The 24,974-nt window shown below is 64.1% G+C and carries 22 protein-coding genes and 1 tRNA gene; 10 read left to right on the top strand and 13 right to left on the bottom strand.

The window, feature by feature from the left end:
• Nucleotides 1–22: 22 nt before the first annotated feature.
• From H9529_RS02260 to H9529_RS02290, 7 genes are all read right to left on the bottom strand, one after another.
• A complete protein-coding gene (locus H9529_RS02260; RefSeq protein WP_092886108.1) occupies nt 23–1,168 on the bottom strand; it encodes an iron-containing alcohol dehydrogenase in 1,146 nt (381 codons plus the stop codon).
• Nucleotides 1,165–2,544 (bottom strand): aldehyde dehydrogenase family protein, encoded by a 1,380-nt coding sequence (locus H9529_RS02265; protein WP_092886110.1) that lies wholly within the window; start codon nt 2,542–2,544, stop codon nt 1,165–1,167. Before H9529_RS02265 ends, H9529_RS02260 begins: the two co-directional genes overlap by 4 nt.
• A gap of 257 nt (nt 2,545–2,801) precedes the next feature.
• The gene (locus H9529_RS02270; protein ID WP_092886112.1) at nt 2,802–4,166 is read right to left on the bottom strand and encodes a glutamine synthetase family protein; all 1,365 of its coding nucleotides are present in this window, start codon (nt 4,164–4,166) and stop codon (nt 2,802–2,804) included.
• 213 nt (nt 4,167–4,379) lie between these two features.
• On the bottom strand, nt 4,380–5,414 hold the full coding sequence (locus H9529_RS02275) for a TRAP transporter substrate-binding protein (RefSeq protein ID WP_092886114.1): 1,035 nt from the start codon (nt 5,412–5,414) through the stop codon (nt 4,380–4,382).
• Nucleotides 5,415–5,502: 88 nt separating this feature from the next.
• Nucleotides 5,503–6,831, bottom strand: coding sequence for a TRAP transporter large permease (locus tag H9529_RS02280; RefSeq protein WP_092886116.1), 1,329 nt, complete (start codon nt 6,829–6,831; stop codon nt 5,503–5,505).
• Nucleotides 6,831–7,337: a TRAP transporter small permease subunit gene (locus tag H9529_RS02285; RefSeq protein WP_092886118.1), complete on the bottom strand. Its 507-nt coding sequence runs from the start codon at nt 7,335–7,337 to the stop codon at nt 6,831–6,833. Before H9529_RS02285 ends, H9529_RS02280 begins: the two co-directional genes overlap by 1 nt.
• Entirely contained in the window at nt 7,337–8,164 is an 828-nt protein-coding gene (locus H9529_RS02290; protein WP_092886120.1) for an N-formylglutamate amidohydrolase, read from the bottom strand. The genes H9529_RS02285 and H9529_RS02290 overlap by 1 nt, the downstream gene beginning before the upstream one ends.
• Before the next feature lie 165 nt (nt 8,165–8,329).
• Between H9529_RS02290 and H9529_RS02295 the strand changes: the two genes are divergently transcribed.
• From H9529_RS02295 to H9529_RS02315, 5 genes are all read left to right on the top strand, one after another.
• Entirely contained in the window at nt 8,330–9,202 is an 873-nt protein-coding gene (locus H9529_RS02295; RefSeq protein ID WP_092886320.1) for a MurR/RpiR family transcriptional regulator, read from the top strand.
• Between the two features lie 189 nt (nt 9,203–9,391).
• Nucleotides 9,392–10,072 (top strand): polysaccharide deacetylase family protein, encoded by a 681-nt coding sequence (locus H9529_RS02300; protein WP_092886122.1) that lies wholly within the window; start codon nt 9,392–9,394, stop codon nt 10,070–10,072.
• Nucleotides 10,073–10,102: 30 nt separating this feature from the next.
• Nucleotides 10,103–11,062 (top strand): glycosyltransferase, encoded by a 960-nt coding sequence (locus H9529_RS02305; protein WP_223814270.1) that lies wholly within the window; start codon nt 10,103–10,105, stop codon nt 11,060–11,062.
• 59 nt (nt 11,063–11,121) lie between these two features.
• Nucleotides 11,122–11,874 carry an SDR family NAD(P)-dependent oxidoreductase gene (locus H9529_RS02310; RefSeq protein ID WP_092886126.1) on the top strand — a complete coding sequence of 251 codons (753 nt, stop codon included), beginning with the start codon at nt 11,122–11,124 and terminating at the stop codon, nt 11,872–11,874.
• Nucleotides 11,875–12,154: 280 nt separating this feature from the next.
• Nucleotides 12,155–12,964, top strand: coding sequence for a hypothetical protein (locus H9529_RS02315; protein ID WP_092886128.1), 810 nt, complete (start codon nt 12,155–12,157; stop codon nt 12,962–12,964).
• Nucleotides 12,965–13,090: 126 nt separating this feature from the next.
• Here the strand turns inward: H9529_RS02315 and clpB are convergent, their stop codons facing one another.
• On the bottom strand, nt 13,091–15,706 hold the full coding sequence (gene clpB / locus H9529_RS02320) for an ATP-dependent chaperone ClpB (RefSeq protein WP_092886130.1): 2,616 nt from the start codon (nt 15,704–15,706) through the stop codon (nt 13,091–13,093).
• A 595-nt stretch (nt 15,707–16,301) separates the two neighbouring features.
• Nucleotides 16,302–17,333 (bottom strand): uroporphyrinogen decarboxylase, encoded by a 1,032-nt coding sequence (hemE, locus tag H9529_RS02325; protein ID WP_092886132.1) that lies wholly within the window; start codon nt 17,331–17,333, stop codon nt 16,302–16,304.
• Between the two features lie 105 nt (nt 17,334–17,438).
• Here hemE and hemC point away from each other — a divergent pair, with 105 nt between their 5' ends.
• On the top strand, nt 17,439–18,383 hold the full coding sequence (gene hemC, locus H9529_RS02330) for a hydroxymethylbilane synthase (protein WP_092886322.1): 945 nt from the start codon (nt 17,439–17,441) through the stop codon (nt 18,381–18,383).
• A 167-nt stretch (nt 18,384–18,550) separates the two neighbouring features.
• Here the strand turns inward: hemC and H9529_RS02335 are convergent, their stop codons facing one another.
• Nucleotides 18,551–19,108: a fasciclin domain-containing protein gene (locus H9529_RS02335; protein ID WP_092886134.1), complete on the bottom strand. Its 558-nt coding sequence runs from the start codon at nt 19,106–19,108 to the stop codon at nt 18,551–18,553.
• A gap of 222 nt (nt 19,109–19,330) precedes the next feature.
• Entirely contained in the window at nt 19,331–19,927 is a 597-nt protein-coding gene (locus tag H9529_RS02340) for a Hint domain-containing protein (RefSeq protein WP_176846892.1), read from the bottom strand.
• 186 nt (nt 19,928–20,113) lie between these two features.
• Here H9529_RS02340 and H9529_RS02345 point away from each other — a divergent pair.
• Nucleotides 20,114–20,198: transfer RNA gene (locus tag H9529_RS02345), tRNA-Leu, on the top strand.
• A 23-nt stretch (nt 20,199–20,221) separates the two neighbouring features.
• On the top strand, nt 20,222–21,562 hold the full coding sequence (gene tig, locus H9529_RS02350; RefSeq protein WP_092886138.1) for a trigger factor: 1,341 nt from the start codon (nt 20,222–20,224) through the stop codon (nt 21,560–21,562).
• Nucleotides 21,563–21,826: 264 nt separating this feature from the next.
• Here tig and efp read toward each other — a convergent pair whose 3' ends face one another.
• Complete coding sequence (gene efp / locus H9529_RS02355) at nt 21,827–22,390, bottom strand: elongation factor P (RefSeq protein WP_092886140.1); 564 nt, start codon at nt 22,388–22,390, stop codon at nt 21,827–21,829.
• A gap of 213 nt (nt 22,391–22,603) precedes the next feature.
• On the opposite strand from efp, the gene H9529_RS02360 reads away from it, so the two are divergent.
• Nucleotides 22,604–22,924 carry a DUF6280 family protein gene (locus H9529_RS02360; protein ID WP_092886142.1) on the top strand — a complete coding sequence of 107 codons (321 nt, stop codon included), beginning with the start codon at nt 22,604–22,606 and terminating at the stop codon, nt 22,922–22,924.
• Between the two features lie 183 nt (nt 22,925–23,107).
• On the opposite strand, the gene H9529_RS02365 is transcribed toward H9529_RS02360, so the two are convergent.
• Complete coding sequence (locus H9529_RS02365) at nt 23,108–23,704, bottom strand: 2-hydroxychromene-2-carboxylate isomerase (protein WP_092886144.1); 597 nt, start codon at nt 23,702–23,704, stop codon at nt 23,108–23,110.
• A 94-nt stretch (nt 23,705–23,798) separates the two neighbouring features.
• Here H9529_RS02365 and H9529_RS02370 point away from each other — a divergent pair, with 94 nt between their 5' ends.
• Nucleotides 23,799–24,818 carry a ribose-phosphate pyrophosphokinase gene (locus H9529_RS02370; protein ID WP_092886146.1) on the top strand — a complete coding sequence of 340 codons (1,020 nt, stop codon included), beginning with the start codon at nt 23,799–23,801 and terminating at the stop codon, nt 24,816–24,818.
• The last annotated feature ends 156 nt before the right edge of the window (nt 24,819–24,974 follow it).

The following is a 24,974-nucleotide window of genomic DNA, read 5'->3' on the forward strand; positions in this document are numbered from 1 at the left end:
GAGACATGGACATGCGCCGCCTTCAGAAACAGGCGGTGATCAGCGCGCGGGTGTTTTCAGGCGTCATGGCGACCGGGTTGCCGCCCACGCTGGGGTCTTCCAGCGCCATGGCGGTCAGATCGTCGATGCGGTCGGTCGGCACGCCCATCTGCGTCAGGTTCAGCGGGATGTTCAGCCCGACGTTCAGCGCGGCGACATCGGCCACGAACCCGTCGAACCCGCCCGTGATCCCCAGATAGGCGGCGGCGGCCTCGATCCGCGACTCGATGGCTTCGCGGTTGAAGGCCAGTACCGGGGCCATGACGGCTGCGTTCGTGGTGCCATGGTGCGTTCCATAAACAGCTCCCACCGGATGGCTGATGGCATGGATCGCGCCCAGCCCCTTCTGGAAGGCCACGGCGCCCATGGCACCCGCTGCCATCATCTGCGCCCGCGCTTCCAGATCCGTGCCATCCGCATAGGCGCGCGGCAGGTAAGTGCGCACAAGGCGCATGCCTTCCAGCGCCATGCCATGGCTCATCGGGTGGAAATGCGGGCTGCAATAGGCCTCCAGGCAATGGGCGAAGGCGTCCATGCCCGTACCTGCGGTGATCGCGGGGGGCATGCCCACGGTCAGTTCGGGGTCGCATATCACCTGCGCAGGCAGGACGCGGGGATGAAAGATGATCTTCTTCACATGGGTGACCGAATTGGTGAGCACGCTGGCGCGCCCGACCTCGGACCCGGTGCCCGCAGTGGTGGGCACCGCGACGATGGGGGCAATGCCGGCCGCATCGGCGCGGGTCCACCAGTCGCCCACATCCTCAAAGTCCCAGATCGGGCGGGACTGGCCGGACATGAAGGCCACCATCTTGCCCAGGTCGAGGCCAGAGCCGCCGCCAAACGCGATCACGCCGTCATGTCCGCCGGCATGATAAGCCCGGAGACCGGCTTCGAGGTTGACCTCGGACGGGTTCGGGTCGACCTCGGCGAAGATCGCGCGGCCCAGACCCGCTTTCTCCATCAGGTCGAGCGTGCGCGCGGTGATCGGCAGCGCGGCCAGCCCGCGGTCGGTGACCAGCAAGGGCTTTGAAATTCCCGCCGCCGCGCAGGCAGCCGCGATTTCCGCGATCCGGCCCGCGCCGAAACGGATGTTGGTGGGGTAGGACCAATTGGCGGTAAGCGTCATTTCTGCAACTTTCTGAAGTGGTAGGATTTGGGCCGTGTCAGGTTGTGATAGCCGATGACCGACAGTCCGCCGCCCTTGCCGGTGGTCTTGCAGCCGGTCCAGCACAGCGCAGGATCGAGGTAATCGGCGCGGTTGAGAAAGATTGTCCCGGTTGCGACCTGCGCGCCGATCCGCAGCGCGCGGTCCACATCGTGCGTCCACAGGCTGGCGGTCAGGCCGTAGGGGCTGTCGTTCATCAACGCCAGCGCCTCGGCATCGTCGCGCACCGGCATGATGCCAACGACCGGGCCAAAACTTTCGTCGCGCATCACGGCCATATCATGGGTCACGCCGGTCAGGATCTGCGGGGTCAGGTAGCAGCCGCCGTCATCTGCGGCCATGCGCGCGATATGCGCGGTGGCGCCTGCCGCCACGGCGGCGTCGATCTGCCCGCGCACGGTGTCGGCAAAGCGGCGTGCGGCCATGGGGCCGATGGTGGTGGCTTCATCGCGCGGGTCGCCCAGCACGTAGCTGTTCACCAGCGCCACGGATTTCGCCACAAAGGCATCGAACAGGCTTTCATGGACATAAATCCGCTCGATCCCGCAGCAGCACTGGCCCGAGTTGAACATTGCCCCGTCGATCAGCACCGCCACGGCGGTGTCGAGGTCGGCGTCTTCCATGACATATCCCGGGTCCTTGCCGCCCAGTTCCAACCCCATGGGCACGAAAGTGCCCGCCGCCGCGCGTTCCATCGCCTGCCCCCCCGCGACCGAGCCGGTGAAGTTGACGAAATCAAAGGCCCGTGCGCCGATCAGATCGCTGGTGGTGGCATGGTCCAGAAAGACGTTCTGGAACACGTCACGCGGGATGCCCGCGCTGTGGAAGGCGCGCGCCATTCGCTCGCCGACCAGCAGCGTCTGGGTGGCGTGTTTCAGCACCACTGTATTGCCCGCGATCAGCGCGGGCGCCACCGTGTTGATCGCGGTCATATAGGGATAGTTCCAGGGCGCGATGACCAGCACGACGCCATGGGGCTCGCGGATGATCTGGCGCAGGAAGGCGTCCGAATCCTCGACCCCGATGGGGGCGAGCGCTTCTGCGGCGATGGTCGCCATGTGGTTCGCGCGTTCCTCGAAACCGCCGAATTCGCCGCCAAACCGCACGGGGCGGCCCATCTGCCCGGCAAGTTCGGGCACGATCTCGTCATTCATGGCGCCGACGGCAGCCACGCCTGCCTGCACCAGCGCAATACGCTCGGCCAGCGGGCGAGCAGCCCAGGCGGCCTGTGCGTCGCGCGCGCGCGTGGCTGCGGCGTGCGCGGCGTGCGCCGACAGGGCGGCGCGTTCGGCATAGACAGAGCCGTCGATGGGAGAAATGCACTGAAGTGTCGTCATGTCGGGTTCCTGATGGGTTTGTGGCCCGGGGGCTGGTAGTGGTTTGAGGCGCTGCTGGTGGGGGCGCCGCCCCTTGCGCCGCTGTTCAGTTCAGATCACGTGCGACCCAGACGTTCAAGCGACCCGTCGCTGGTGTGCGGTTCTGGCGGCGATCCTGGGGCGGCTTTCCACCGTGCAGCGTCGCGCAAGGGCCTGCGCCGGGGCTTGGCCGTCTTCGCATCCCCTGCGCTGCTGCGCGAGGTGGTCCACACCATTCCTCAGCATCGCTCGAACCCGCGCTGGACTTCCCAGTCGGTCACTACGCGGTCGGCCTGCGACACCTCCCATCGGGCGGCATGGGTGTAATGGTCGATCACCGCGTCGCCGAAGGCCGCGCGCAGCATGGCCGACCCTTCCAGTGTGTCGGCCGCGTCGCGCAGGGTTCGGGGCAGGGCGGGGGCATCGCCCGCATAGGCGTCGCCTGCGAAGGCGGGGGGCAGTTCCATCTGCCCCTCAATCCCGGCGATTCCGGCCGCGATCAGGGCGGCCATCGCGAGGTAGGGGTTCAGATCCGCTCCGCCGATCCGGCATTCCATCCGCACAGCCTTGGTGCCCGCGCCACACAGCCGGTAGCCTGCGGTGCGGTTGTCGGTGGACCAAACGGTGGACGTCGGCGCAAAAGTGCCCGATTGAAAGCGTTTGTAGCTGTTCACATAGGGTGCGAGGAAATAGCAGATCTCGGCGGTGTGGGCCAGTTGCCCGGCGGTGAACTGCCGCATCAGCGCCGACATGGTGTCGGGCGCGTCGGGGTCGTGGAAGGCCGATGCGCCATCGGCATGCAGCAGCGACATGTGCACATGCGACGAGGATCCGACGCGGTCATGGTGCCATTTCGCCATGAACGTCACCGCGCGCCCCTTCGACCAGGCGATTTCCTTGCAGCCGTTCTTCACAACCGAGTGGTTGTCGGCGGTGTCGAGCGCGTCTGAATAGCGGACGTTGATCTCTTCCTGCCCGGCCTCGGCCTCGCCTTTGGAATTCTCGACCGGAATGCCCGCGCCATAAAGCCCGTTGCGGATGGCACGCATCACATCCTCTTCCTTGGTGGTCTGGAAGATGTGGTAATCCTCATTATAGCCGCTGATCGGCGTCAGCCCGGCGAAATTGCTGTCGCGCAGGGCGTCATAGCTTTCGCGGAACAGGAAGAATTCCAACTCCGTCGCCATCATCGCGCGCAGACCCATCGCTTCCAGCCGTGCCACCTGCCGCTTGAGGATCGCGCGGGGGGAATGGGGCACCTCGGCGTGGGTGTGGTGGTCAAGGATGTCGCACAGCACCAGCGCCGTCCCCTCCAGCCACGGGATATGCCGCAAGGTGGTCATGTCGGGCTGCATGACATAATCGCCATAGCCCGCCTGCCAACTGCTGGAGGCATAGCCCGGCACGGTGTGCATCTCCAGGTCTGTGGCCAGCAGATAGTTGCAGCAATGCGTTTCACGCCACGCGCTGTCGACAAAATGCTGGGCATGAAAGCGTTTGCCCATCAACCGGCCCTGCATGTCGACGCCGCAGGCCAGCACGGTGTCGATGGAACCGCTCGCAACGGCGGCTTTGAGGCTGTCATGGGTCAGGTTTCCGGGCATCAGGGCACTCATTTCTGTTCAGGGTCAGTGGGTTGGCGCAGGATCGGCAGGGTAGGGGCTTTGGGTAACGGTGCGGGAAAGCCTGCCCGCAAGGTCGGGGTCGGACGCCGCAGGGGGGGGCATGCGGGCGCGGGGCGTTGCCGTCCCCGCGCCCAGTGTAGAAAGCTATCGCCGGGCTGCCCCACCGGCGCGGGGCCGGTGGGGCGTGATGCCTTAGCGGTAGGGGCTGCCTGCGCGGTCCATCGCGGCGTTGTAATCCTTGAAGATCTGCACAACGCGGGCCTTGGTTTCCGATTCGGCCGCGATCTCGTCCCAGAATTCGCGCGCGGCGGTTTCCACCGTCGCCCATTCCTCGGCGGGGATCGTCGTCAGTTCCAGCTTGGTGCCCTCGGTGCGCAGCCGTGCTTCACCTGCCCAGTACCAGTGCTGGCGATAGTAATGGCTTTGCTGGCAGCAGGTCTCGAACAGGGTTTGCAAATGTTCGGGCAATTCGTTCCAGCGGTCCATATTGGCGAAGAAATGCCCGATCCACGCGCCCGAGATGTTGTTGGTCACGAAGTAGCTGGCAACATCGGCCCAGCCGACCTGATAGGCCTCGGTGATGCCCGCCCAGGCGATCCCGTCCAATTCGCCCGTCTGCATGGCGATTTCCACGTCTTCCCACGGCACGGTGACCGGCACGACGCCAAATCGCGACAGGAAGCGTCCGGCGGTGGGGAAGGTGAAGACCCGCTTGCCTTCCAGATCGGCAAGGCTGGTCACAGGTTCGCGCATGGTGAAATGGCACGGGTCCCAGGCACCGGCCGACACGTGTTTCACGCCGACGCTGGCATATTCCTCCGCCCAGATCTCATTGAGGCCCCAATCGTTGAAAAGTGCCGGCACATCGAGCGAATGGCGGCTGGCAAAGGGGAAATAGCCGCCGAAAACCCGCACTTCGGTGGGGCTGGCCATGGAATCGTCATCTGACTGAACGGCGTCGATGGTTCCGCGCTGCATGGCCTGAAAAAGCTCTCCCGTGGGGACAAGCTGATCGGCAAAGAACAGGTCGATCTGCATCTCATCGCCCGCGATGGCGTTGAACATGTCGATGGCGGGCTTCGCCACCTGTTCGCCAAGCGCGCCGCCCGCATAGGTCTGCATGCGCCAGCGGATGGTGGATTGTGCATGCACGGCGGGGGCAGCGAGGGTGGCGGCACCTGCGGCCAATGCGCCGCTGGTCAGGAACTTGCGTCTGGTTGTGGTCATGATCGGTCCTCCGGTTGGATGACCCAGGATTGGGTCGGGGGTTGGGGCGGAAATGGGCGCGTTGGCCGCGCCGCGTTGGAAATTCGGGTCAGGGCGTGTACAGCACCTGCGGCAGCCAAAGCGCGATCTGCGGGAAGGCCATCACCAGGGCGAGCGCCAGGATCATAACCGATACAAATGGCACGATGGAGCGGTAGATATCGGCCAGCGTCACCTCGGGCGGGGCCATGGCGCGCATCAAGAACAGGTTGTAGCCAAAGGGCGGCGTCATGTAGGCGATCTGGCAGGTCATCGTATAAAGCACGCCATACCAGACCAGATCGAACTCCAGCATCCGCACGATGGGCACATAAAGCGGCGCGACGATGACCAGCATCGCCGTGTCGTCCAGAAACGTGCCCATCAAGATAAACGAAAGCTGCATCAGGATCAGGATTTCCCAACGCCCAAGGCCCAGGTTGTCCATGAACAGCGCGCGCACGAAATCCACCGCACGCAGCCCGTCGAAGACTGCGCCAAATGCCAGCGCCGCCAGGATGATCCACATGAACATACAGGTGATGGCCAAGGTGTGGCGGGTCACTTTTTCCAGCACGTCAAATGTCATGCGGCCCTTGGCGATCGCGGCAAGAAGGGCTGCCAGCGCCCCGATGACCGAGCTTTCGACCAGCCGGGTATAGCCCAGCACGAAAGGCACCATCATCACCACGAAGATGCCCAGCGGCAGCAGGCCCGCCAGCAGCAGGCGGTTCTTTTCAGACCGGCTGACTGCCGCGCGGTCCGCGTCCGATATGGCCGGGCCAAGCGCCGGATTGATCTTGCAGCGTACCCAGATGTAGAGAATGAACATCAAAGCCATCATCAGCCCCGGCACGATGCCTGCCAGCCACAGCTGACCCACCGGCTGGCGTGCGATCATCGCATAAAGCACCATGACGACCGAGGGGGGGACCAAGATCCCCAGGCTCGACCCGGCCTGAATGACGCCCGTGACCATGCGTTTGTCGTAATTACGGCGCAGCAGTTCGGGCAGGGCAATCGTGGCGCCAATCGCCATGCCCGCCACCGACAGCCCGTTCATCGCCGAGATCAGGACCATCAAGACGATTGTGCCAATCGCCAGCCCACCGGGTACCGGGCCGAACCAGACGTGGAACATGCGGTACAGGTCATCCGCCAGTTTGCTTTCCGACAGCACATAGCCCATGAAAATGAACATCGGCAGGGTCAGCAGCGGGAACCAGTTCATCAGCTTGATGCTCTGGGCAAAGGCCAGATCATAGCCGCCCCGGTCACCCCAGAGGAACAGCGCCGCCACCACGGCGACAAAGCCGATGATGCCGAACATGCGCTGCCCGGTCATCAGCATGACCAGCATCGATCCGAACATCAGCATCGCGATCATGTCATATGACATCAGATTTCCCGGCCCCGCAGTTTTGCAATGTCGCGGATCAGAAATGCCGTGCATTGCAGCAGCATCATGAGGATCCCGATACACATGATGATCTTGATCGGCGCCATATAGGGCTGCCAGATGCCGCGCCGCCGCTCGCCATATTCCAGCGCGTATTGCGTGCTTTCGATCCCGCCCCAGAGCAGGACGCCCAGATAAACCAGCAGCGTCAGAATGGTGATCGCATCGACCACCGCGCGCGTGCGGTCCGACCAGCGGGAATACAGCAGATCCATGCGCACCGCCGAGCCCAGTTGCAGCGAATATGCGCCGCCCAGCATGAAATACCCCATCAGCAAGAACTGCCCCATCTCATCGGTCCAGATCTGGGGGCTGAACCAGGCGCGCGATACAGCACCCCACAGCAGCACGGCCATCAGGGCGAAGATCATGTACATCATGATCCGGCCCACGCGGTGGTTGAACGCCTCGACCGCGCGGACATAGGTGATGAGGAAGCCGGGCATCAGCGCGCCCCCGCCTTGGCCGGGGCGGATTGCGCGCCGCTTTCCAGCAGCGCATGCGCCAGCACCGGGGCGAGGGTGCGGGCCATGACATCTTGCGTGGCGGGCGTGGCGATGAGGTCGTTGCGCACCTCCAGCATGGCGCTTGGCAGGCCGTAGGGGGTCGCATGCAGCCGCAGCGTATGGGTCACGTCGTCCGCTGCACTGTAGGGCGCGTTCAGCGCACTGCGCAGCGTGGTCATGGCGTCGGCACCGGCGACAATCGCCTGCGCCAGCGTGGGGTCGGCATCATGGATCACGCCGAATTCCAGCGTGCGCCGCTTGCCGTGAAACACCGGCGTGAAGGAATGCACACTGATCAGAGCGGGGCGCAGGCCGCGGGCCAGTTGGCGCGCAACCGCATCGTGCAGCGTGGCGTGAAAGGGGGTGTAAATGGCGGCGATACGGTCTTGGCGTGCCTGCGCGCCGATGGCGGCGTTTCCGGGGATATCATAGACTTCGGACCGTGCGGGCATCGCGCCGGGATGGTCGGGCGCGCGGTTGCAATCGACGATCAGCCGCGACAGCGGCGCGTGGATCAGCATCGCCCCCAGCCGCGCTGCCAGCCCCCTTGCCAGCCCCAGCGCACCGGGGTCCCAGGCGATGTGGGCCTGACGCTCGGCCTCGGTCAGGCCAAGCTCGCCCCAAGGTGCGGCAAAGCGGTTGGAGGCGTGTTCGCACACCAAGATCAGCCCGGCAGAGCCTTCGGCGGCGTTTGTATCCCGCTCATGGCTCACCAGCCCGGGCCAGCGCCCGCCGGGGGCATCGTGCATTTGCGCCGTTTGTGTCATGCCCGCAGCCTGTGTTGTTTCGCATCAGATCGTGCCGGAGAATCCGGTACCTTTGTTGGTTCAGCCTGTTTCAGCGCGCCGTCATATGTCAAGAATTTTTCTTCGGTGGATTTTCTGTTACAAATCGCACATGCTGGCGGCCAGACGCGCGACAAAGGCCTTGCCATGCCCGATCAGACCCAGACCACAGATGTCTTGCTGCGCGAGGCGCTGCCCAACCTCAGCCGGGCGGAGCGCCAGCTTGCCGCCCATATTCTGGGCAATTTTCCGGTGCCCGCGCTGGGGTCGGTCTCGGCCCTTGCGCGGGGGGCGGGGGTGTCGGGGCCGACGGTGGTGCGGCTGGTGCAGCGGCTGGGTTTCAGCGGCTATCCGCAGTTTCAGGCGCGTATCCGCGACGAGATCGGCGAGAAACTGGCGAGCCCGCTGGTAAAGCGTGATAAATGGGCAGAGAGCACGGCGGTTGAGCATATTCTGAACCGTTTCGCCAATGTGGTCGTCGAAAACCTGCAAGCGACGCTGGGCCAGATCGATCATGCGACATTTGATGCCGTGGCTGATCTGCTGGCCGACCCCGACCGCCGCATCTATGCCATGGGGGGGCGGATCACCCATGCGCTGGCTGACTACTTTGCCTCTGTCATGAAGGTGATGCGCGGCGATGTTACCTTGATGTCCGATATGTCGAACACGTGGCCACCCGCGCTTCTGGATATGAAACGCGGCGATGTGCTGATGGTGATGGACATCCGGCGGTATGAGAACTCTGTCCTGCAAGTCGCTGAAATGGCTCGCGAACACGGGGCAGAGGTGGTGTTGATCACTGACCGCTGGGTGTCGCCCGCTGCCGCCCATGCCACGCATCTGCTGCCATGTCATATCGAGGCGCCATCGGCATGGGATTCCACCGCCTCGCTCTTGGTGGTGATCGAGACGCTGCTGGCGGCGGTGCAAAGCCGCAATTGGGCTGAAACCGAAGCGCGGCTTAACCGGATGGAAGATCTTTTTGCACGCACGCACTTCTTTCGCCGCCCACGCTGAAAATTGCGGCGAAAATTATTTGAAACATGAACTATGTGAGTTAATGGTCTGATACTAAGGGACTTTAATGCCTCTACCTGAGGTTGTGTCTCCGAATCAGGCCGCCCGAATCATAAAAAGGATTATCTTTTTTGTAATGTTTTGCTGTACCTTTTGGCCTTGGGAATTTGCCTTCAGGGACGTCAGGCGATGGCACGCGCGATCATCAATTTTCATGGAATAGGCCCGGTGCCGCGCCCGCTGGCGCCGGGCGAGGATGATTTCTGGCTCGACATGGGTCAATTCCGGGCCGTGCTCGATCTGGTCATGGAGATGGCGCCGGAACTGCGCCCCCTTCTTACATTTGACGACGGCAACCTGTCAGACATCGACCGCGCCGCGCCAGAGCTGGCCGCGCGCGGGCTGAAGGCGCAGTTCTTTGCGCTGTCCGGGCGGCTGGGAGAGCGCTATTTCCTGGGCGCCGGGCATCTGCGCGATTTGCGTGCTGCGGGGCACGGCATCGGGTTGCATGGCGCCGATCACGTTGACTGGCGCGGGCTGGACGCCGAGGGCCAGCGCCGGGAATTTGTCGATGCGCGCCAGATACTTGAGGATGCAAGCGGCAGTTTCATCACCGCCGCTGCCGTGCCCTTCGGGCGATATGACCGGCGCGTGCTGCGCCAGTTGCGCGCGGCCGGTTTTAGCGCGGTCTACACATCCGACTGCGGGGTGATGCGCCCCGGCGCCTGGCTGTGCCCCCGCAGTTGCCTTCGCCACAGCATGGACCAGCGCGTCGTCTTGTCATGCCTCACAGGGCGTGTCCCGCTGCAACAACGCCCGCGCCGCTGGATCGGGGTTGTCAGAAAGCGCGCGTTGCCTATACTAGCTTGATTAGTTTACCAAGTTATTAAGCCAGTCGTTGTGCGAGGCCTTGATGCCGGGAAGATCGACGCGCGCCTGTCCTGTCACGACCAGACCGCTGGTGGCGAAAGCGTGCGCCGCCGGGCGCGCGGCTGCCGTCTCGGCATGTATTTGCATCGGAAGCGCATGATCTCGGTCATCATACCCGCGCATGACGAGGCCGCATTTATTGGCGGCTGTCTGGAGCGTTTGCTGGCCAGCGATCTGCCCGGCGCGCAGGGGGTCGAGGTCATCGTTGCGGCCAATGGTTGCACCGATGACACCGCTGAGCGCGCCGCGCGCTGGCAGGCGGATTTCGCGGCGCGGGGCTGGCGGCTGGTGGTATTGGTTGATTCCATTGCCAATAAAATCAAGGCGTTGAACATGGCTGAGGCGGTCGCCACTGGCGCAATCCGGGTCTATGTTGATGCCGATGTCCATGTCACCACGGGGCTGATTGCGCTGCTGGCCGCTGCGCTGGACCGGCCTGATCCGGCTTATGCCAGCGGACGGCCTGATATCCGGGTGCCGCGGTCGGCGGCGTCCCGCCGCTATGCGCGGTTCTGGATGCGGCTGCCGTTCATGTCGCGCGACGTTCCGGGCTGCGGGATCTATGCGGTGAACGCGGCGGGGCGGCAGCGTTGGCAACAGTTTCCAGACATCATGGCCGACGATATTTTTGTGCGCATGCATTTCGCGCGCAGCGAACGCATCGCGGTGCCGGCGCAGTACAGCTGGCCGATTGCCGAGGGATTCGGCTGGCTGGTCAAGGTGCGTCGGCGGCAGAATTCTGGTCTGCGCCAGCTCTATGTCGCCTTTCCCGATCTGGTGCGCCGGTCGGATAGCACACGGCCCAAGCCGCTGGAATTATTGCAGTTGTTGGCGCGCGATCCAGTCGGCTTTGGCGTTTACAGCGCGGTGGCGGTGCTTGTGAAACTGCCGTTTTTGCGCGCGCGTGAACGCTGGCCGCGCGGCAGGTAAGGGCTTCTCTTTTCTTGCGCGGCGCGCGATGCTGCTCCGATAAGCCAAGGGGGAGTTTCATGGCAGACAAGATTGCAATCGTCACCGGGGCCGCGCGCGGAATCGGGCTGGCAACCACCCGGCTTTTGCTGCGCGACGGGTTCCGCGTGGCCATGCTGGACATTGACGCGGAGGAGTTGCACGCGCGCGCCGAGGGGCTTTCGGGCGTGCGGGCCTATCCCTGTGATGTGTCCGATCCCGGCAGCGTCACGGCGACGTTTGCCGCCGTCGCGGCGGATATGGGCGGCATCGACGCACTGGTCAACAATGCGGGCATCGCCGATTTTGGCCCGATCGAGGAGACGGATTTCACCCGTTGGCGCCGGGTGATGGACACCAACCTCGACGGGGTTTTCCTGTGTTCTCAGGCGGCTACCCCGGCGCTGATCGCGCGGCGGGGGGTGATCGTGAACATCGCGTCAATCTCGGGGCTGCGGGCATCGACCTTGCGGGTGGCGTATGGCACCTCGAAGGCTGCGGTGATCCACCTGACGAAGCAACAGGCCGTGGAACTGGGCGAATACGGCGTGCGTGCCAATTGCGTGTGCCCCGGCCCGGTGCGCACCAAGCTGGCGATGGCGGTGCATTCGCAAGAGATCATCGACGCCTATCACGATGCGATCCCGCTGAACCGCTACGGGTCAGAGGAAGAGATTGGTGAGGTCATCGCCTTCCTGTGCTCGGCCCGCGCCAGCTATGTAACGGGGCAGATCGTCGCGTCGGATGGCGGGTTTGAAAGCACTGGCGTGGGGCTGCCTGCGTTGCGCAAATGACACATTTTGCCGGTTCCCGGGGCCGGTTTTGGGGATTGTATGGGCGGTGGCGCGGTGTGCCACGGCTTTGCCCCAAAAGCAGGGCTTAACCTTTGAAAACAGCCCCGAATCTGCCGTCTGGAAACGGTATGGTTTTGGTATGGATTTGATACATACGCGCGCAGCGTCAGGGTGGTGTTAACCCCGCGCGCGGGGATGGGGGGCACGTGAATTTGGCACGGTTTTCGTGGTGGGCAGAGGTGAGGCGGTCATGCGGGTGAGGTTGGCCGGACGGACGCCCGTGGGGCCGCTTCCTTCGACATTTGCGCGCCGGGTCTTTGACGGGGCACATCTGCGCGCGCTGTTGTGCGCGCGCGGCCACCGCCGGCTGATGGTGACGTTCGACCATTGGGTCGAGGGCAAGGCGGGCTGGTCCGTTGCCGCGCCGTCAAAGGCGTTCGAGGAAAACGGCTTTGACCAACTGCGCATCCAGTCCTTGCGCAACGACTGGTTCATCAATGCCGACACGCCCGCGTTTGAGCGCGCGATCAACCAACTTGCACGGCGCTATGACCGGGTGCATGCGTTGGGGTATTCGATGGGCGGCTACGGCGCGTTCCGCTTTGCCGGGGCGTTGCGGCTGAATCAGATCCTGGCGGTGTCGCCGCAATATTCGATCCATCCCGATGTGGTCCCGTTTGAGAAGGGCTATCTGACCGAGGCGCGGGGGTTCGACCCGGTGCACGGCGCGATGCGGGCCGATGCGCTGCCCGCCTTGCGCGCGCAGATCCTGGCGGATGGGTTCAACCCGGTTGACCTGCGTCACGCAGCGATGATCGCCGGGGTCCTTCCGGGCGTGTCAGTGATCCGGCTGGGGGCGGGTGGGCACCCCGCGACGGGCGTGATGCAAGAGGGGGGGCGCGGTTTCACCGCGCACCGTGCCGCAATGACCGAGGGGCTGGACGCTTCCTTGGTCCGTGCCGCCCACCGCGCGTGCCGCCGCGCATCGCCCGGGTATTGGCGACGGCTGGCGCGGATGGCGGAACGCAGCGGGCGGATGGGGTTGATGGCGTATGCGCGGGGGCAAATGGGGCGTGATGGGGCGCGCTGAGGCCTTTGCTATGATCTGCAAGACGCAGAGCATCAGGTCAGGCGCAAGGCAGCCAAGCACGGGCCGGGGACCTTTGCCCCCGGCCCGTGCCTTTGGTCAGTGCCAGTGCCAGTGCCAGTGTCAGTGTCAGTGCACCACCGCCGCCGCGCGCGGTTCGCGCTGCGAGGGCGAAACGCGGGCGCCGATGATCAGGCCGTCGGGGCCTGCGGTGATGGGGACGGTGGTGCCGTCCAGCACTTCGCCCGCCAGCAGCATTTCGGCCAGCGGGTCCTGTACCGCGCGTTGGATCACGCGTTTCAGGGGCCGCGCGCCAAAGACCGGGTCATAGCCTTCATCGGCCAGCCAGGTGCGGGCGGCGGCGTCCAGATCCAGCGTGATCTTGCGCGCCAGCAGGCGTTTGAGCAGGCGGGCCATCTGGATATCGACAATCGCATCCATATCGTCGCGCGCCAGCCGGTCGAAGATCACGGTTTCATCCAGCCGGTTGAGGAATTCCGGGCGGAAATGGCCGCGCACGGCTTCCATCACGCTGGCCTTGGCCTGCGCGCTGTCGGTGCCTTCGGGCAGTTGGCTGAGCGCCTGCGACCCGAGGTTGGAGGTCAGCACGATCAGCGTTTGCTTGAAATCCACATGCCGCCCCTGACCATCGGTCAAGATGCCGTCATCGAGCACTTGCAGCAGCACGTTGAACACATCGGGATGCGCCTTTTCGACCTCATCGAACAAGATCACCTGATAGGGGCGGCGGCGCACGGCCTCGGTCAGGACGCCGCCTTCGTCATAGCCGACATAGCCCGGAGGGGCGCCGATCAGGCGGCTGACGCTGTGTTTCTCCATGAATTCGGACATGTCGATGCGCACCATGGCGGTGTCGTCGTCAAAGAGGTATTCGGCGACGGCCTTGGTCAGTTCGGTCTTGCCCACGCCCGTCGGCCCGAGGAAGAGGAACGAGCCCAGCGGCCGGTTCTCATCGTTCAGGCCCGCACGCGCGCGGCGCACGGCATTGGCGACGGCGGTCAGCGCGGTGCGCTGGCCGACGACACGTTTGCCAAGCTCGGCTTCCATTTTCAGCAGCTTGTCGCGCTCGCCTTCCAGCATCTTGGAGGTGGGGATGCCGGTCCAGCGTTCGACCACCTGCGCGATCTGTTCGGGGCGCACGGCTTCGGCCACCATGGCCTCGCCCTCGCGGCCTTCGGCGTCGCTGAGGGATTTTTCAAGCGCGGGGATGGTGCCGTATTGCAATTCACCGGCGCGGGCGAAATCACCCTGACGCTTGGCGGTGTCAAGGTCGGCGCGGGCGCGGTCCAGATGTTCCTTCAGCCCGCGCGCCGTGTCGAGTTTCGCGCGTTCGGCCTGCCATTGCGCGGTCATCTCATCCGAGCGTTCTTGAAGGTCGGCCAGTTCCTTGACCAGCTTTTCCAGCCGGTCGCGCGACGCGGCGTCTTCTTCTTGCTTCAGCGCCTCGGATTCGATCTGCATCTGCAAGATCTGCCGGTCGAGGGCGTCGAGTTCCTCAGGCTTGCTGTCGACTTCCATGCGCAGGCGGGACGCAGCTTCATCCATCAGGTCGATGGCCTTGTCGGGCAAGAAGCGGTCGGTGATGTAGCGGTGGCTGAGGGTTGCGGCCGCCACCAGCGCCGAGTCGCTGATGCGCACGCCGTGGTGGAGTTCGTATTTCTCCTTGATGCCGCGCAGGATGCTGATCGTATCCTCGACCGTCGGTTCCTGTATCAGCACGGGCTGGAAGCGGCGGGCGAGGGCGGCGTCCTTTTCCACATGCTTGCGGTATTCGTCGAGCGTGGTGGCGCCGATGCAGTGCAATTCGCCGCGCGCCAACGCGGGTTTGATGAGGTTGGCGGCGTCCATGGCGCCGTCGCCTTTGCCCGCGCCGATCAGTGTGTGCATCTCGTCGATGAACAGGACGATTTCACCCGCGGCGGTGGTGACTTCGGACAGGATGGCTTTCAGCCGTTCCTCGAATTCGCCCCGGTATTTTGCGCCCGCGATCAGCGCGCCCATATCAAGCGCCATCAGGCGTTTGTCGCGCAGGGATTCGGGCACGTCACCGTTGATGATGCGCAGGGCGAGGCCTTCGGCAATCGCGGTTTTACCCACGCCCGGTTCGCCGATCAGTACGGGGTTGTTCTTGGTGCGGCGCGACAGCACCTGCATGGTGCGGCGGATTTCCTCATCCCGGCCAATGATCGGGTCGATCTTGCCGTCGCGGGCAGCCTGCGTCAGGTCGCGGGCGTATTTCTTCAGTGCGTCATAGCCGGATTCGGCGCTGGCGGTATCGGCGGTGCGGCCCTTGCGCACGTCGTTGATGGCGGTGTTGAGCGCCTGAGCGTTCACGGCACCGGCATCAAGCGCGTCCTTGGCGCCCGATTTCACCATGGCAAGCGCCGTCAGGATGCGTTCGACCGGCACGAAGCTGTCACCGGCCTTTTTTGCCAGTTGTTCGGCCTGATCAAGCACCTTGGCAAGCTGCGGGTCCATGTAGGGCTGGGTATTGCCGCCGGTGACCTTGGGCTGTTTGGCCAAGGCGATGTCGTTGGCCTGGGTCACGCGGTCGGGCGCGCCACCTGCGGATTTGATGAGGTTGGCGGCCATGCCCTGATCGTCATCCAGAAGCGCCTTCAGAAGGTGTTCGGGGGTCAGGCGCTGGTGGTCTTCGCGCAACGCGATGGTCTGCGCGGCCTGAAGGAAGCCGCGGGCGCGTTCGGTGAGTTTTTCAAGGTTCATGGTCGTCTCTCCTGCATAAGCGCCCGTTTTCGGGTTGCCCGCGTGGCGCGGCACAGCTCCGGTTTTGGGCCTCATTGTTTATGTGGGAGGGGGCGGGGCGCGCCGCAAGGGCGCAGCGCGGTATTTTTGCAACAGTGGGGGTGAGGAGTGTGCCGGAGTGGTCGAGGCTGGCAGAAATGTTCCCTCGGATTTCAGGAGAACAATCTGGTGCGGGCGTGTCAGGAAAAGCACTGCTTTTCCTCGCCTGCTGCGATCACGTTTCGGTCTGACCGTTGCCACCAGCGTGGCGGAGGCCAGCGCCCGGCCCGATGGGCGCAAAGCGCCCGAAGTTGGCCCCGTGGGCGCAAAGCGCCCGAAGTTGGCCCGGTGGGCGCAAAGCGCCCGAAGTTGGCCCGGTGGGCGCAAAGCGCCCGAAGTTGGCGGGGTGGGCGCAAAGCGCCCGAGGTTGACGGGGTGGGCGCTGACCGGGGGGCTTGGGCCCCGGACAGAGAGCTTTGAGCACACCGCCTTGCCTCGGCCCTTGAGAGGGGTGGCGGTAGCTTGCGCGTATCCTATCAATAGAATCCCTGTCGCGGTGCTTTGACTTAGCCTTAACCTAGCCCCGGATCGCCTCGATCATGCGCGAGACATTGTCGGGGTCGGCGTCGGGCGTGATGCCGTGGCCGAGGTTGAAGATATGCGGCCCCTTCGAGAATGCCTTCACCACGCGCCTGGTTTCGGACACAAGCTCTGCGCCGCCGGTGACCATGTGGGTCGGCGACAGGTTGCCTTGCACGCAGCCATCGACCTGCACATTGGCGGCGGCCCATTCTGAATCGACCGAATTATCAATCGCCACGCAATCCGCGCCGGTGGCCCGGGCGAAACCGATATAGCCGTCGCCCGCTTCGCGCGGGAAGGCGATGATGGGGATGCCGGGGTGGCGGGCCTTCAGGGCCGTGATGATCTCGACCGTGGGGGCCACGGCGTATTTGGTGAATGCCGCGCCTTTCAGCGACCCGGCCCAACTGTCGAAGATCTTCACGACCTCAGCCCCGGCGTTGATCTGGGCGGACAGGTATTCGATGGTGGCGGCGGTGATCCGCGCCATCAGCGCATCAAACGCAGCGGGATTTTCCTGCATCAGTTTATGCGCGGGCCCCTGATCCTTGGTGCCGCGCCCGGCGATCATGTAGGTGGCGACGGTCCAGGGCGCGCCGGCAAAGCCGATCAGTGTGGTATGGGCGGGCAGGGCGCCCGACAGGATCTTCACCGTCTCGTAGATCGGGTTCAGCGTTTCATGGATCGCATCGAGGGGTTTGAGCGCCTCGACGCCCGCCATATCGGTGATCGTCGACAGGCGCGGCCCCTCGCCGGTCACAAACCACAGATCGGCGCCAAGCGCCTGCGGGACCAGCAAGATGTCGGCAAACAAGATCGCCGCGTCGAAATCGTAGCGGCGCAGCGGTTGCAGCGTCACCTCGGCGGCCAGTTCGGGGTTGTAGCACAGCGACAGGAAGTCGCCCGCCTTTTCGCGGGTCGCGCGGTATTCTGGCAGATAGCGCCCGGCCTGCCGCATCATCCACACGGGCGGGGTGGCCTGAACCTCACCATTCAGGGCGCGCAGGATCGTTTTGGTGGGGGTCATTCTGGTCTCCTCCTAAGGGTCTGGGCATGTGGTCGCCATCCGGGCCTGCAATGTCAAGATCAAGGGGAGTTGTCAGGCGCGATTTACACCGTTATTCAAACGGGCATGACACAGAACACGCCCTCACCCGCCCAACCCCTGCGTATCGGCACCCGCGGTTCACCGCTGGCGCTGGCCCAGGCCCATGAGACCCGCGCGCGCCTGATGGCGGCCTTTGGCCTGCCCGAGAGCGCCTTTGCGATCCATGTCATCAAGGTGACGGGCGATGCAATCCAGGACCGTCCGCTGAAAGAGATCGGCGGCAAGGGCCTGTTCACCCGCGAGATCGAGCTGGCGCTGTTGGAGCGTGAGATCGACATCGCCGTGCATTCCATGAAGGACATGCCGGTGTTGCAGCCCGAGGGGTTGGTGCTAGACACGTATCTGCCGCGCGAGGACCCGCGTGATGCGTTCGTGTCGCCCCATGTGGACGGGATCGCGGCGCTGGCGCCCGGGCAGGTGGTGGGGACCTCCAGCCTGCGGCGGCGCGCGCAGGTGCTGCACCGCCGCCCCGACCTGAAGGTGGTGGAGTTTCGCGGCAATGTGCAGACGCGGCTGAAGAAGCTGGCCGATGGCGTGGCGGATTGCACGTTCCTTGCGATGGCGGGGCTGCACAGGCTGGACATGGCGCATGTGGCGCGCGGGCCGGTGGATGACGTGGAAATGCTGCCCGCCGTGGCGCAGGGTGCCATCGGGATCGAGCGGCGCGAGGATGATACGGCCGTGGCCGAGATGTTGGCCGCGCTGCACGATATGGCCACCGGGCACCGGCTGGCGGCGGAACGCGCGTTTCTGGCAGAGCTGGACGGATCTTGCGAGACGCCGATTGCCGGGCTGGCCATGCTGGAGGGCGATGAGATCTGGTTGCGCGGCGAAATCCTGCGCCCCGATGGGTCCGAAGCCCTGAGCGACGCGGGCCGCGCCAAGATCGCGGATGCCGCCGATCTGGGCCGTTCGGTGGCCGCCCGGCTGCTGGGGCGCGCGTCGCCGGGGTTTTTCGACTGGCGCTGAGGGGGCCTTTGGTCTTTCGCTGAGAATACCGCCGCACTGCTGCCCTGTGTGCGCCGGAAGAACCGGGGTCTGGCGGAGATTCCTGACAAACAAGGCCCCCGCAGCAACCTGCGGGGGCCTTTTGATTTTCAGGCGTTCATTTCGCAGGGCCCTTTGGCCCCCCGCATTCAGCGCGGCAGCAAAACGGTGTCGACGACATGGATCACGCCGTTCGACTGGTTCACGTCGCCGATGGTGACGCGCCCGGCGTTGCCCGATTCGTCGTAGATCCACAATTGGCCGCCGCGGACCTGTGCGCTCAGCGCGTCGCCCGACAGGGTCTGCATGTGGAAGAAGCCGTCAGCGCTGGCACGTGCGCGGCGCATCATGTCGGCGCCGCTGATATCGCCGGCCACGACATGGGCAGTCAGGATCTTTTGCAGCATGCCCAGATTTTCCGGCATCAGGAGGGTTTCGACCGTACCGTCGGGCAGGGCCTCGAACGCGGTGTTGACCGGGGCGAAGACGGTCAAGGGGCCGGGACCTTGCAGCGCGTCGACCAGTTCGGCGGCTTGCACGGCGGCGACCAGCGTGGTGTGATCGGCCGAGTTCACGGCGTTTTCGACGATATTGCGCTCAACCAGCATCGGCGCGCCGCCGACCATCGGGTTGGATTGCGCAAATGCGGGGCCTGCCAGCAGGGCGGCAAGGGCGGTAGCGGCAGCAGTGGTTTTAATGAATTTCATGGTCTCTCTCCTGTTTGCGTTCTGATCACGCAGTGTCAAAGCTGCGGATGTAAGTGCTACGGGGGGGAGAGGCGGGAAGTTGCGGCGTTGGGCGAAAAACTTTCGGGGCAGATGATTTTTCGGCACAGAACTGTGGTGCACGGAACTTCGGTGCTGGGGTCGGCTGCGCGCGTTGGTCTGGCGTCAGTCGAGGCGGTCAGTCGAGGCGATCAATCCAGGCGATCAGTCGAGGCGGTCAGTCCAGCGGGGCAGGGTGATGTCGCGAAAGAGCGTGTAGCGCGCGGCGCTGCGCCGTGTTGGGGCTATCGGCGCGACGGGATGCGGCGGGCGGCGCGCGGGGCAGGGGCAGGGCAGGCCGTTGGCCAGCACCGTCACGCTCATGTCGAAGGACAGCGTATGGACCTGCGTTGCGGGTTTGCGGCTGCGACGGACCGCCAGCCCGTCGCACAGCCGACCGGCGGCAATGGGCACGGGGGCGCTATGGCCCAGGATGCAGGTGCGCCAGTCGGCATAGAGCACCTGCTGGTCGGCCGCGAGGCTCAGGGTTTCGCCGGTGTCATCGCTTTCCGCGCCGTCATGACCCAGCGCGCGTGTGTCGATCTCGATCATCGCCTGCGGCGCGAGGCTGCGTTGCTGCACGCCGCGCAAGATGTGCAGGCCGCCCTCGGCATCCCGGATCACGTCACCACGCCGCAGGTTCTGCACCGGGACAGGGCCGCGCGGGGTGCTGATGGTGGTGCCGGTGGCGAATCCTCCCCGCAGGCTGGCGCGGGCGGCAAGCGCCGCGGATTTCAGCGAGATCAGGGTGCTATGGGGCAAATTAACCTCCGGTTCATCAACAATTCCCCGGCAGTGTCGCCGGTATGGCAACAAATACCGGCAAATGTGGCATCAATCTGGCCTGTCTGGTTTTTCTTTGTGACGTTTTCCCCTCGCATCCGCCTTGGCACTTTGCTAGAAGGCGGCGGATTACGCGGGCCCGGTTGGGACCGCGACATGAGTAATGCGGGTGTGGCGAAATTGGCAGACGCACCAGATTTAGGTTCTGGCGCCGCAAGGCGTGGGGGTTCAAGTCCCTCCACCCGCACCATGAGGATAACAAAGGGAAGCAACATGCAGGTCACCGAGACCCTGAACGAAGGCCTAAAGCGCGGGTATACCGTCACCGTAACCGCGGCGGAGCTGGACGCGAAAGTCAATGACAAGCTGGTTGAAGCGCAGCCCGGCATCGAGATGAAGGGCTTTCGCAAGGGCAAGGTCCCGATGGCGCTGTTGAAAAAGCAGTTCGGCCCGCGCGTGCTGGGCGAAGCCATGCAAGAAGCCGTCGACAGCGCAGTGCAGGGCCATTTTGAGGCCACCGGCGACCGTCCGGCCATGCAGCCGCAGATGGAAATGACCAATCAGGACTGGAAAGAGGGGCAGGACGTCACTGTCGCGCTGACCTATGAAGCGCTGCCCGATATCGGCGAGCCTGACCTGAGCGGGCTGAAGATCGAAAAGCTGGTCGCGAAGGCCGAAGATGCTGCCGTGACCGAAGCGCTGGAAAACCTGGCGAAATCCTCCAAGTCGTTTGCCGACAAGGAAGGCGCTGCCGAAACCGGCGACCAGGTCACGATGAACTTCCTGGGCAAGGTCGATGGTGAGCCGTTCGAGGGCGGTTCGGCGGAAGACTTCCCGCTGGAAATCGGTTCGGGCCAGTTCATCCCGGGCTTTGAGGAACAGTTGGTCGGCGTGAGCGCGGGCGACGAAAAGTCGGTTCCGGTCACCTTCCCCGAGGAATATGGCGCGGCGAATCTGGCGGGCAAGGAAGCGGTCTTTGACTGCACCATCAAGGCCGTCAAGGCGCCCCAGACCGCCGAGATCAACGACGATCTGGCCAAGCAATTCGGTGCCGACGATCTGGACGCGCTGAAAGCCCAGATCACCGAGCGTCTGGAAGCCGAATATGCGCAAGCCGCCCGCGCGGTGCTGAAGCGCAACCTGCTGGACCAACTGGACGATGCGGTGACCTTCGACCTGCCGCCCTCGCTGGTGGAAGCCGAGGCGAACCAGATCGCGCACCAGCTATGGCACGATGAGAACCCCGATGTGCAGGGCCACGACCACCCTGAGATCACCCCCACCGAGGAACACACCAAGTTGGCGGTGCGCCGCGTAAAGCTGGGCCTTCTGCTGGCCGAGCTGGGCCGCAAGGCCGAAGTGGAAGTGACCGATCAGGAAATGACCCAGGCGGTTATCGCGCAGGCGCGGCAGTATCCGGGGCAAGAGCGTCAGTTCTTCGAGTTCATCCAGAAGAACGCCCAGATGCAGCAGCAATTGCGCGCGCCGATCTTCGAGGACAAGGTCATCGACCATATCGTGGAGCAGGCCAAGGTGACCGAGAAGACCGTCACCAAGGAAGAACTGCAAGCGGCTGTCGAGGCGCTGGACGAAACCGAAACCGAAACCGCATAAGATCGGGATTTTCCGGTTCGTGGATAAAGAAAAGGCGGCCCTGCGGGGCCGCCTTTTTGCTGTTCGCGTTGTGTTGTGGGTCGCTTCGTGGGATGCCTGCGCGCTGTATGGCCCGGGTTCGCGCGGTGTGGTTGCTTGCGGCCATTGGCGCCGATACGCGGGCGGCATAGCGCGCCTGAACCCACCGATCACGTGCGATAGTCTGGCGATCACGTGCGATAGTCTGGCGGTGCGAGGCCTGAAATCACCCCGCCCGGCGCACGATCAGGCGCGTTCCATGTACTCAAAGGTTTCGGTGTTGACGATGATGTCCTCATCCGTGCCGACGAAGGGCGGGACCAGCACGCGCACGCCATTGTCCAGAATGGCGGGTTTGAAGCTGTTGGCGGCGGTCTGGCCTTTGACGACCGGCTCGGTCTCGACAATCTTGCAGGTGACTTTTTGCGGCAGCGCCATGTTCAGCGCCTCATCGCCATAATATTCGATGGTCACGGTCATGCCGTCTTGCAAGAAGGGGCGGCGCTCGCCCAGCAGGTCCGAGGGCAGTTCGACCTGCTCGAAGCTTTCCATGTCCATCACGACCAGCATGCCGTCATTCTCATAGAGGAATTGCTGGTCTTTCTGTTCCAGCCGCGTCCGCTCTACCTTGTCTTCCGACCGGAAACGTTCGTTCAGCTTGGAGCCGTTGCGCAGGTTCTTCATTTCGACCTGCGCGAAAGCGCCGCCTTTGCCGGGCTTCACATGGTTGACCTTTACCGCGACCCACAAGCCGCCGTCATGTTCAAGTGTATATCCGGGGCGAATTTCGTTTCCGTTGATTTTTGGCATGACAAAACCTTGACAGTCGGTTGATTGGGGGTTGCGCGATCCCTATATCTTGCGCGTGTCACGCTGACAAGCACGTCTGCTACGACGCAGGGTTTCGCCGATATGCACTGGGCGCATGTCAGGTATGCGTTTATTTGGTAGCGAATCGAGGTCGATACCGCGTAGACAAACGAACGCAGAAAAATGCAAGAGCAAGAACTAAAGGACGCTGGAATGTTCGATTTCGTAGATGGCACAGCTTATAACCACGAGCAAGGCACCCGTGCCCGGAAATTGTTCGCGGCGGTAGTGCTGGCTGCGCTGGATGATGCCATCGCAGATGACAAGAAATACGGCAATGGCCCCGAACAGATCGCCCGTTGGGCGCGGTCGCGCGACGGGCGTGAGGTACTGTCTTGCGCCGGGATTGACCCGAACGAGCGCGTGGTCAACGGTCTGATGGAATTCGTCAGCAAGGGTGTGCGCACCTCGGTTGCGCTGTCGCGCGAAGAGAGTGAGCGTCGCCACGCTGCCGCCGAGGCCGAGGCCGCCTGAAGAAGTTAAGCTGTAACGACCCGGCGGATGCCGGTTTGCAAACGCCTCGTCCGTACCCCGGACGGGGCGTTTGCGTGTATCTGGGGCGCGGGCAAGACCGGCTGACCGTCACGCGGGCGCAGCAGGCGGCCCATCCGGGCGGGCAGGGGCCGAGGTTGGCATCCGGCCCGCGCCGCGCGCGCGTCAGGTGGCGGCGGCCAGATACGCCTCCAGATCATCGAGCCGGTCCTGGCCCCAGAAACGTTCTTCCCCCACCACGAAGAACGGCATGCCGAAAACGCCCGCCAGCACCGCGTGGTCGAGGTTGCGCGCGTAGGTATCGGCCCCGGTCATCAGCCCGGTCATCGTCAGATTGGGGCTGAAGCCATGTGCTGACAGACAATCTTCGATAACCGCGTCATCGGCGATGTTGCGTTGTTCTTCCCAGCACGCGCTGGTGATTGCGTGGACCAGCCCTGCGAGGTCGCCGCCGCCCGCTTCTTGCGCCGCAATGATGGCATAGCAGGCGGGGGCGGGGTTGGTCGGCCAGTGCTGCGGCTTCAGATGTATCTTGCGCCCGGCCTTTGCCGCCTGGCGCCGCAGCTCTTGCAGGCGGTAGGTCTGGCGGCTTTCATGCCGTTCGGCCAGCATCTTGCCGCCGGTACGCGCGAACAGCGCAGGCGGGTCCACGGGTTTGTAGACGAGCGTCGCCCCCTGTGCGGCGGCGATCTGGGCCGGACGGGTGCCAGCAAGATGCACCCAAGGCGACAGAGGGCTGAGGTAATAGTCGATTTGGAGCATGTCGGGCGATCCTTGTCCGGGTTCAGGTTCCCAAGACCGTACCGGGGTGGTAAGCGGTGTCAACGTTGCGAATCTGTGATCAAGGACCCATCAGATGCCCGCCATGACCGAACCCAAGCTGATTTCCGGAAATTCCAACCGCCCCCTTGCCCAGCAGATCGCGCGGCGCATGTCGCTGCATCGCGGAATGTCGGTATCGCTGGTCGATGCCCGTGTCGAACGGTTCAACGATCAGGAAGTTTTCGTCGAGGTATACGAGAATGTGCGGGGCGAGGACATGTTCATTGTCCAGTCCACGTCGAACCCGGCGAATGACAACCTGATGGAGCTTCTGATCATCGCGGATGCGTTGAAACGCTCTTCCGCGTCACGCATCACTGCGGTGATCCCGTATTTCGGCTATGCACGTCAGGACCGGCGCACCAAGGCGCGCACGCCGATCTCGGCCAAGCTGGTGGCCAATATGATCACCCAGGCGGGGATCGACCGGGTGTTGACGCTGGACCTGCATGCGACGCAAATCCAGGGGTTCTTCGATATGCCGGTGGATAACCTGTATGCGGCCCCGGTCTTCGCGCTGGATGTGCAGCACCATTTCAAGGGACGGTTGCAAGATGTCACCGTGGTGTCACCCGATGTGGGCGGCGTGGCGCGGGCGCGCGAACTGGCCAAGCGGATCGGCTGCGCGCTGGCCATCGTGGACAAACGCCGTGAGAAGCCCGGCGAAGTGGCCGAGATGACGGTGATCGGCGAAGTGACCGGCAAGACCTGCATCATTGTGGATGATATCTGCGACACGGCTGGAACGCTGTGCAAGGCTGCCAGCGTGCTGATGGATGCAGGCGCGACCGAGGTGCATTCCTACATCACCCATGGCGTCCTGTCCGCCCCGGCGGTGGAGCGGATTACCAAGTCGGTGATGAAATCGCTGGTCATCACCGATTCCATCCAACCGACCGAGGCGGTAAAGGCCGCGCCCAATATCCGCGTCGTACCCACCGCGCCGATGTTCGCCCAAGCCATCCTGAACACCTGGAGCGGGACGAGCGTGTCGTCGCTGTTCGACGTGGACACGCTGACCCCGATCTATGAGGGCCTGTATCACCGGGGCTGAGGCGCCTAGGGGGTTGAAGCCGGGGCAGGGCCTGAGGCTTGCTGGTTTCGCGCCGGGCAGGCGGGGGCGTGTCAGCGTGAGGTGGCTGCCGTTTCGTCCCAGAGATTGACCGTCGATCCAATTTTCCGTTGATCCAATTGAAAAAAGCCCCGGCGT

Source organism: Roseicitreum antarcticum (assembly GCF_014681765.1).
Lineage (GTDB): Bacteria > Pseudomonadota > Alphaproteobacteria > Rhodobacterales > Rhodobacteraceae > Roseicitreum > Roseicitreum antarcticum.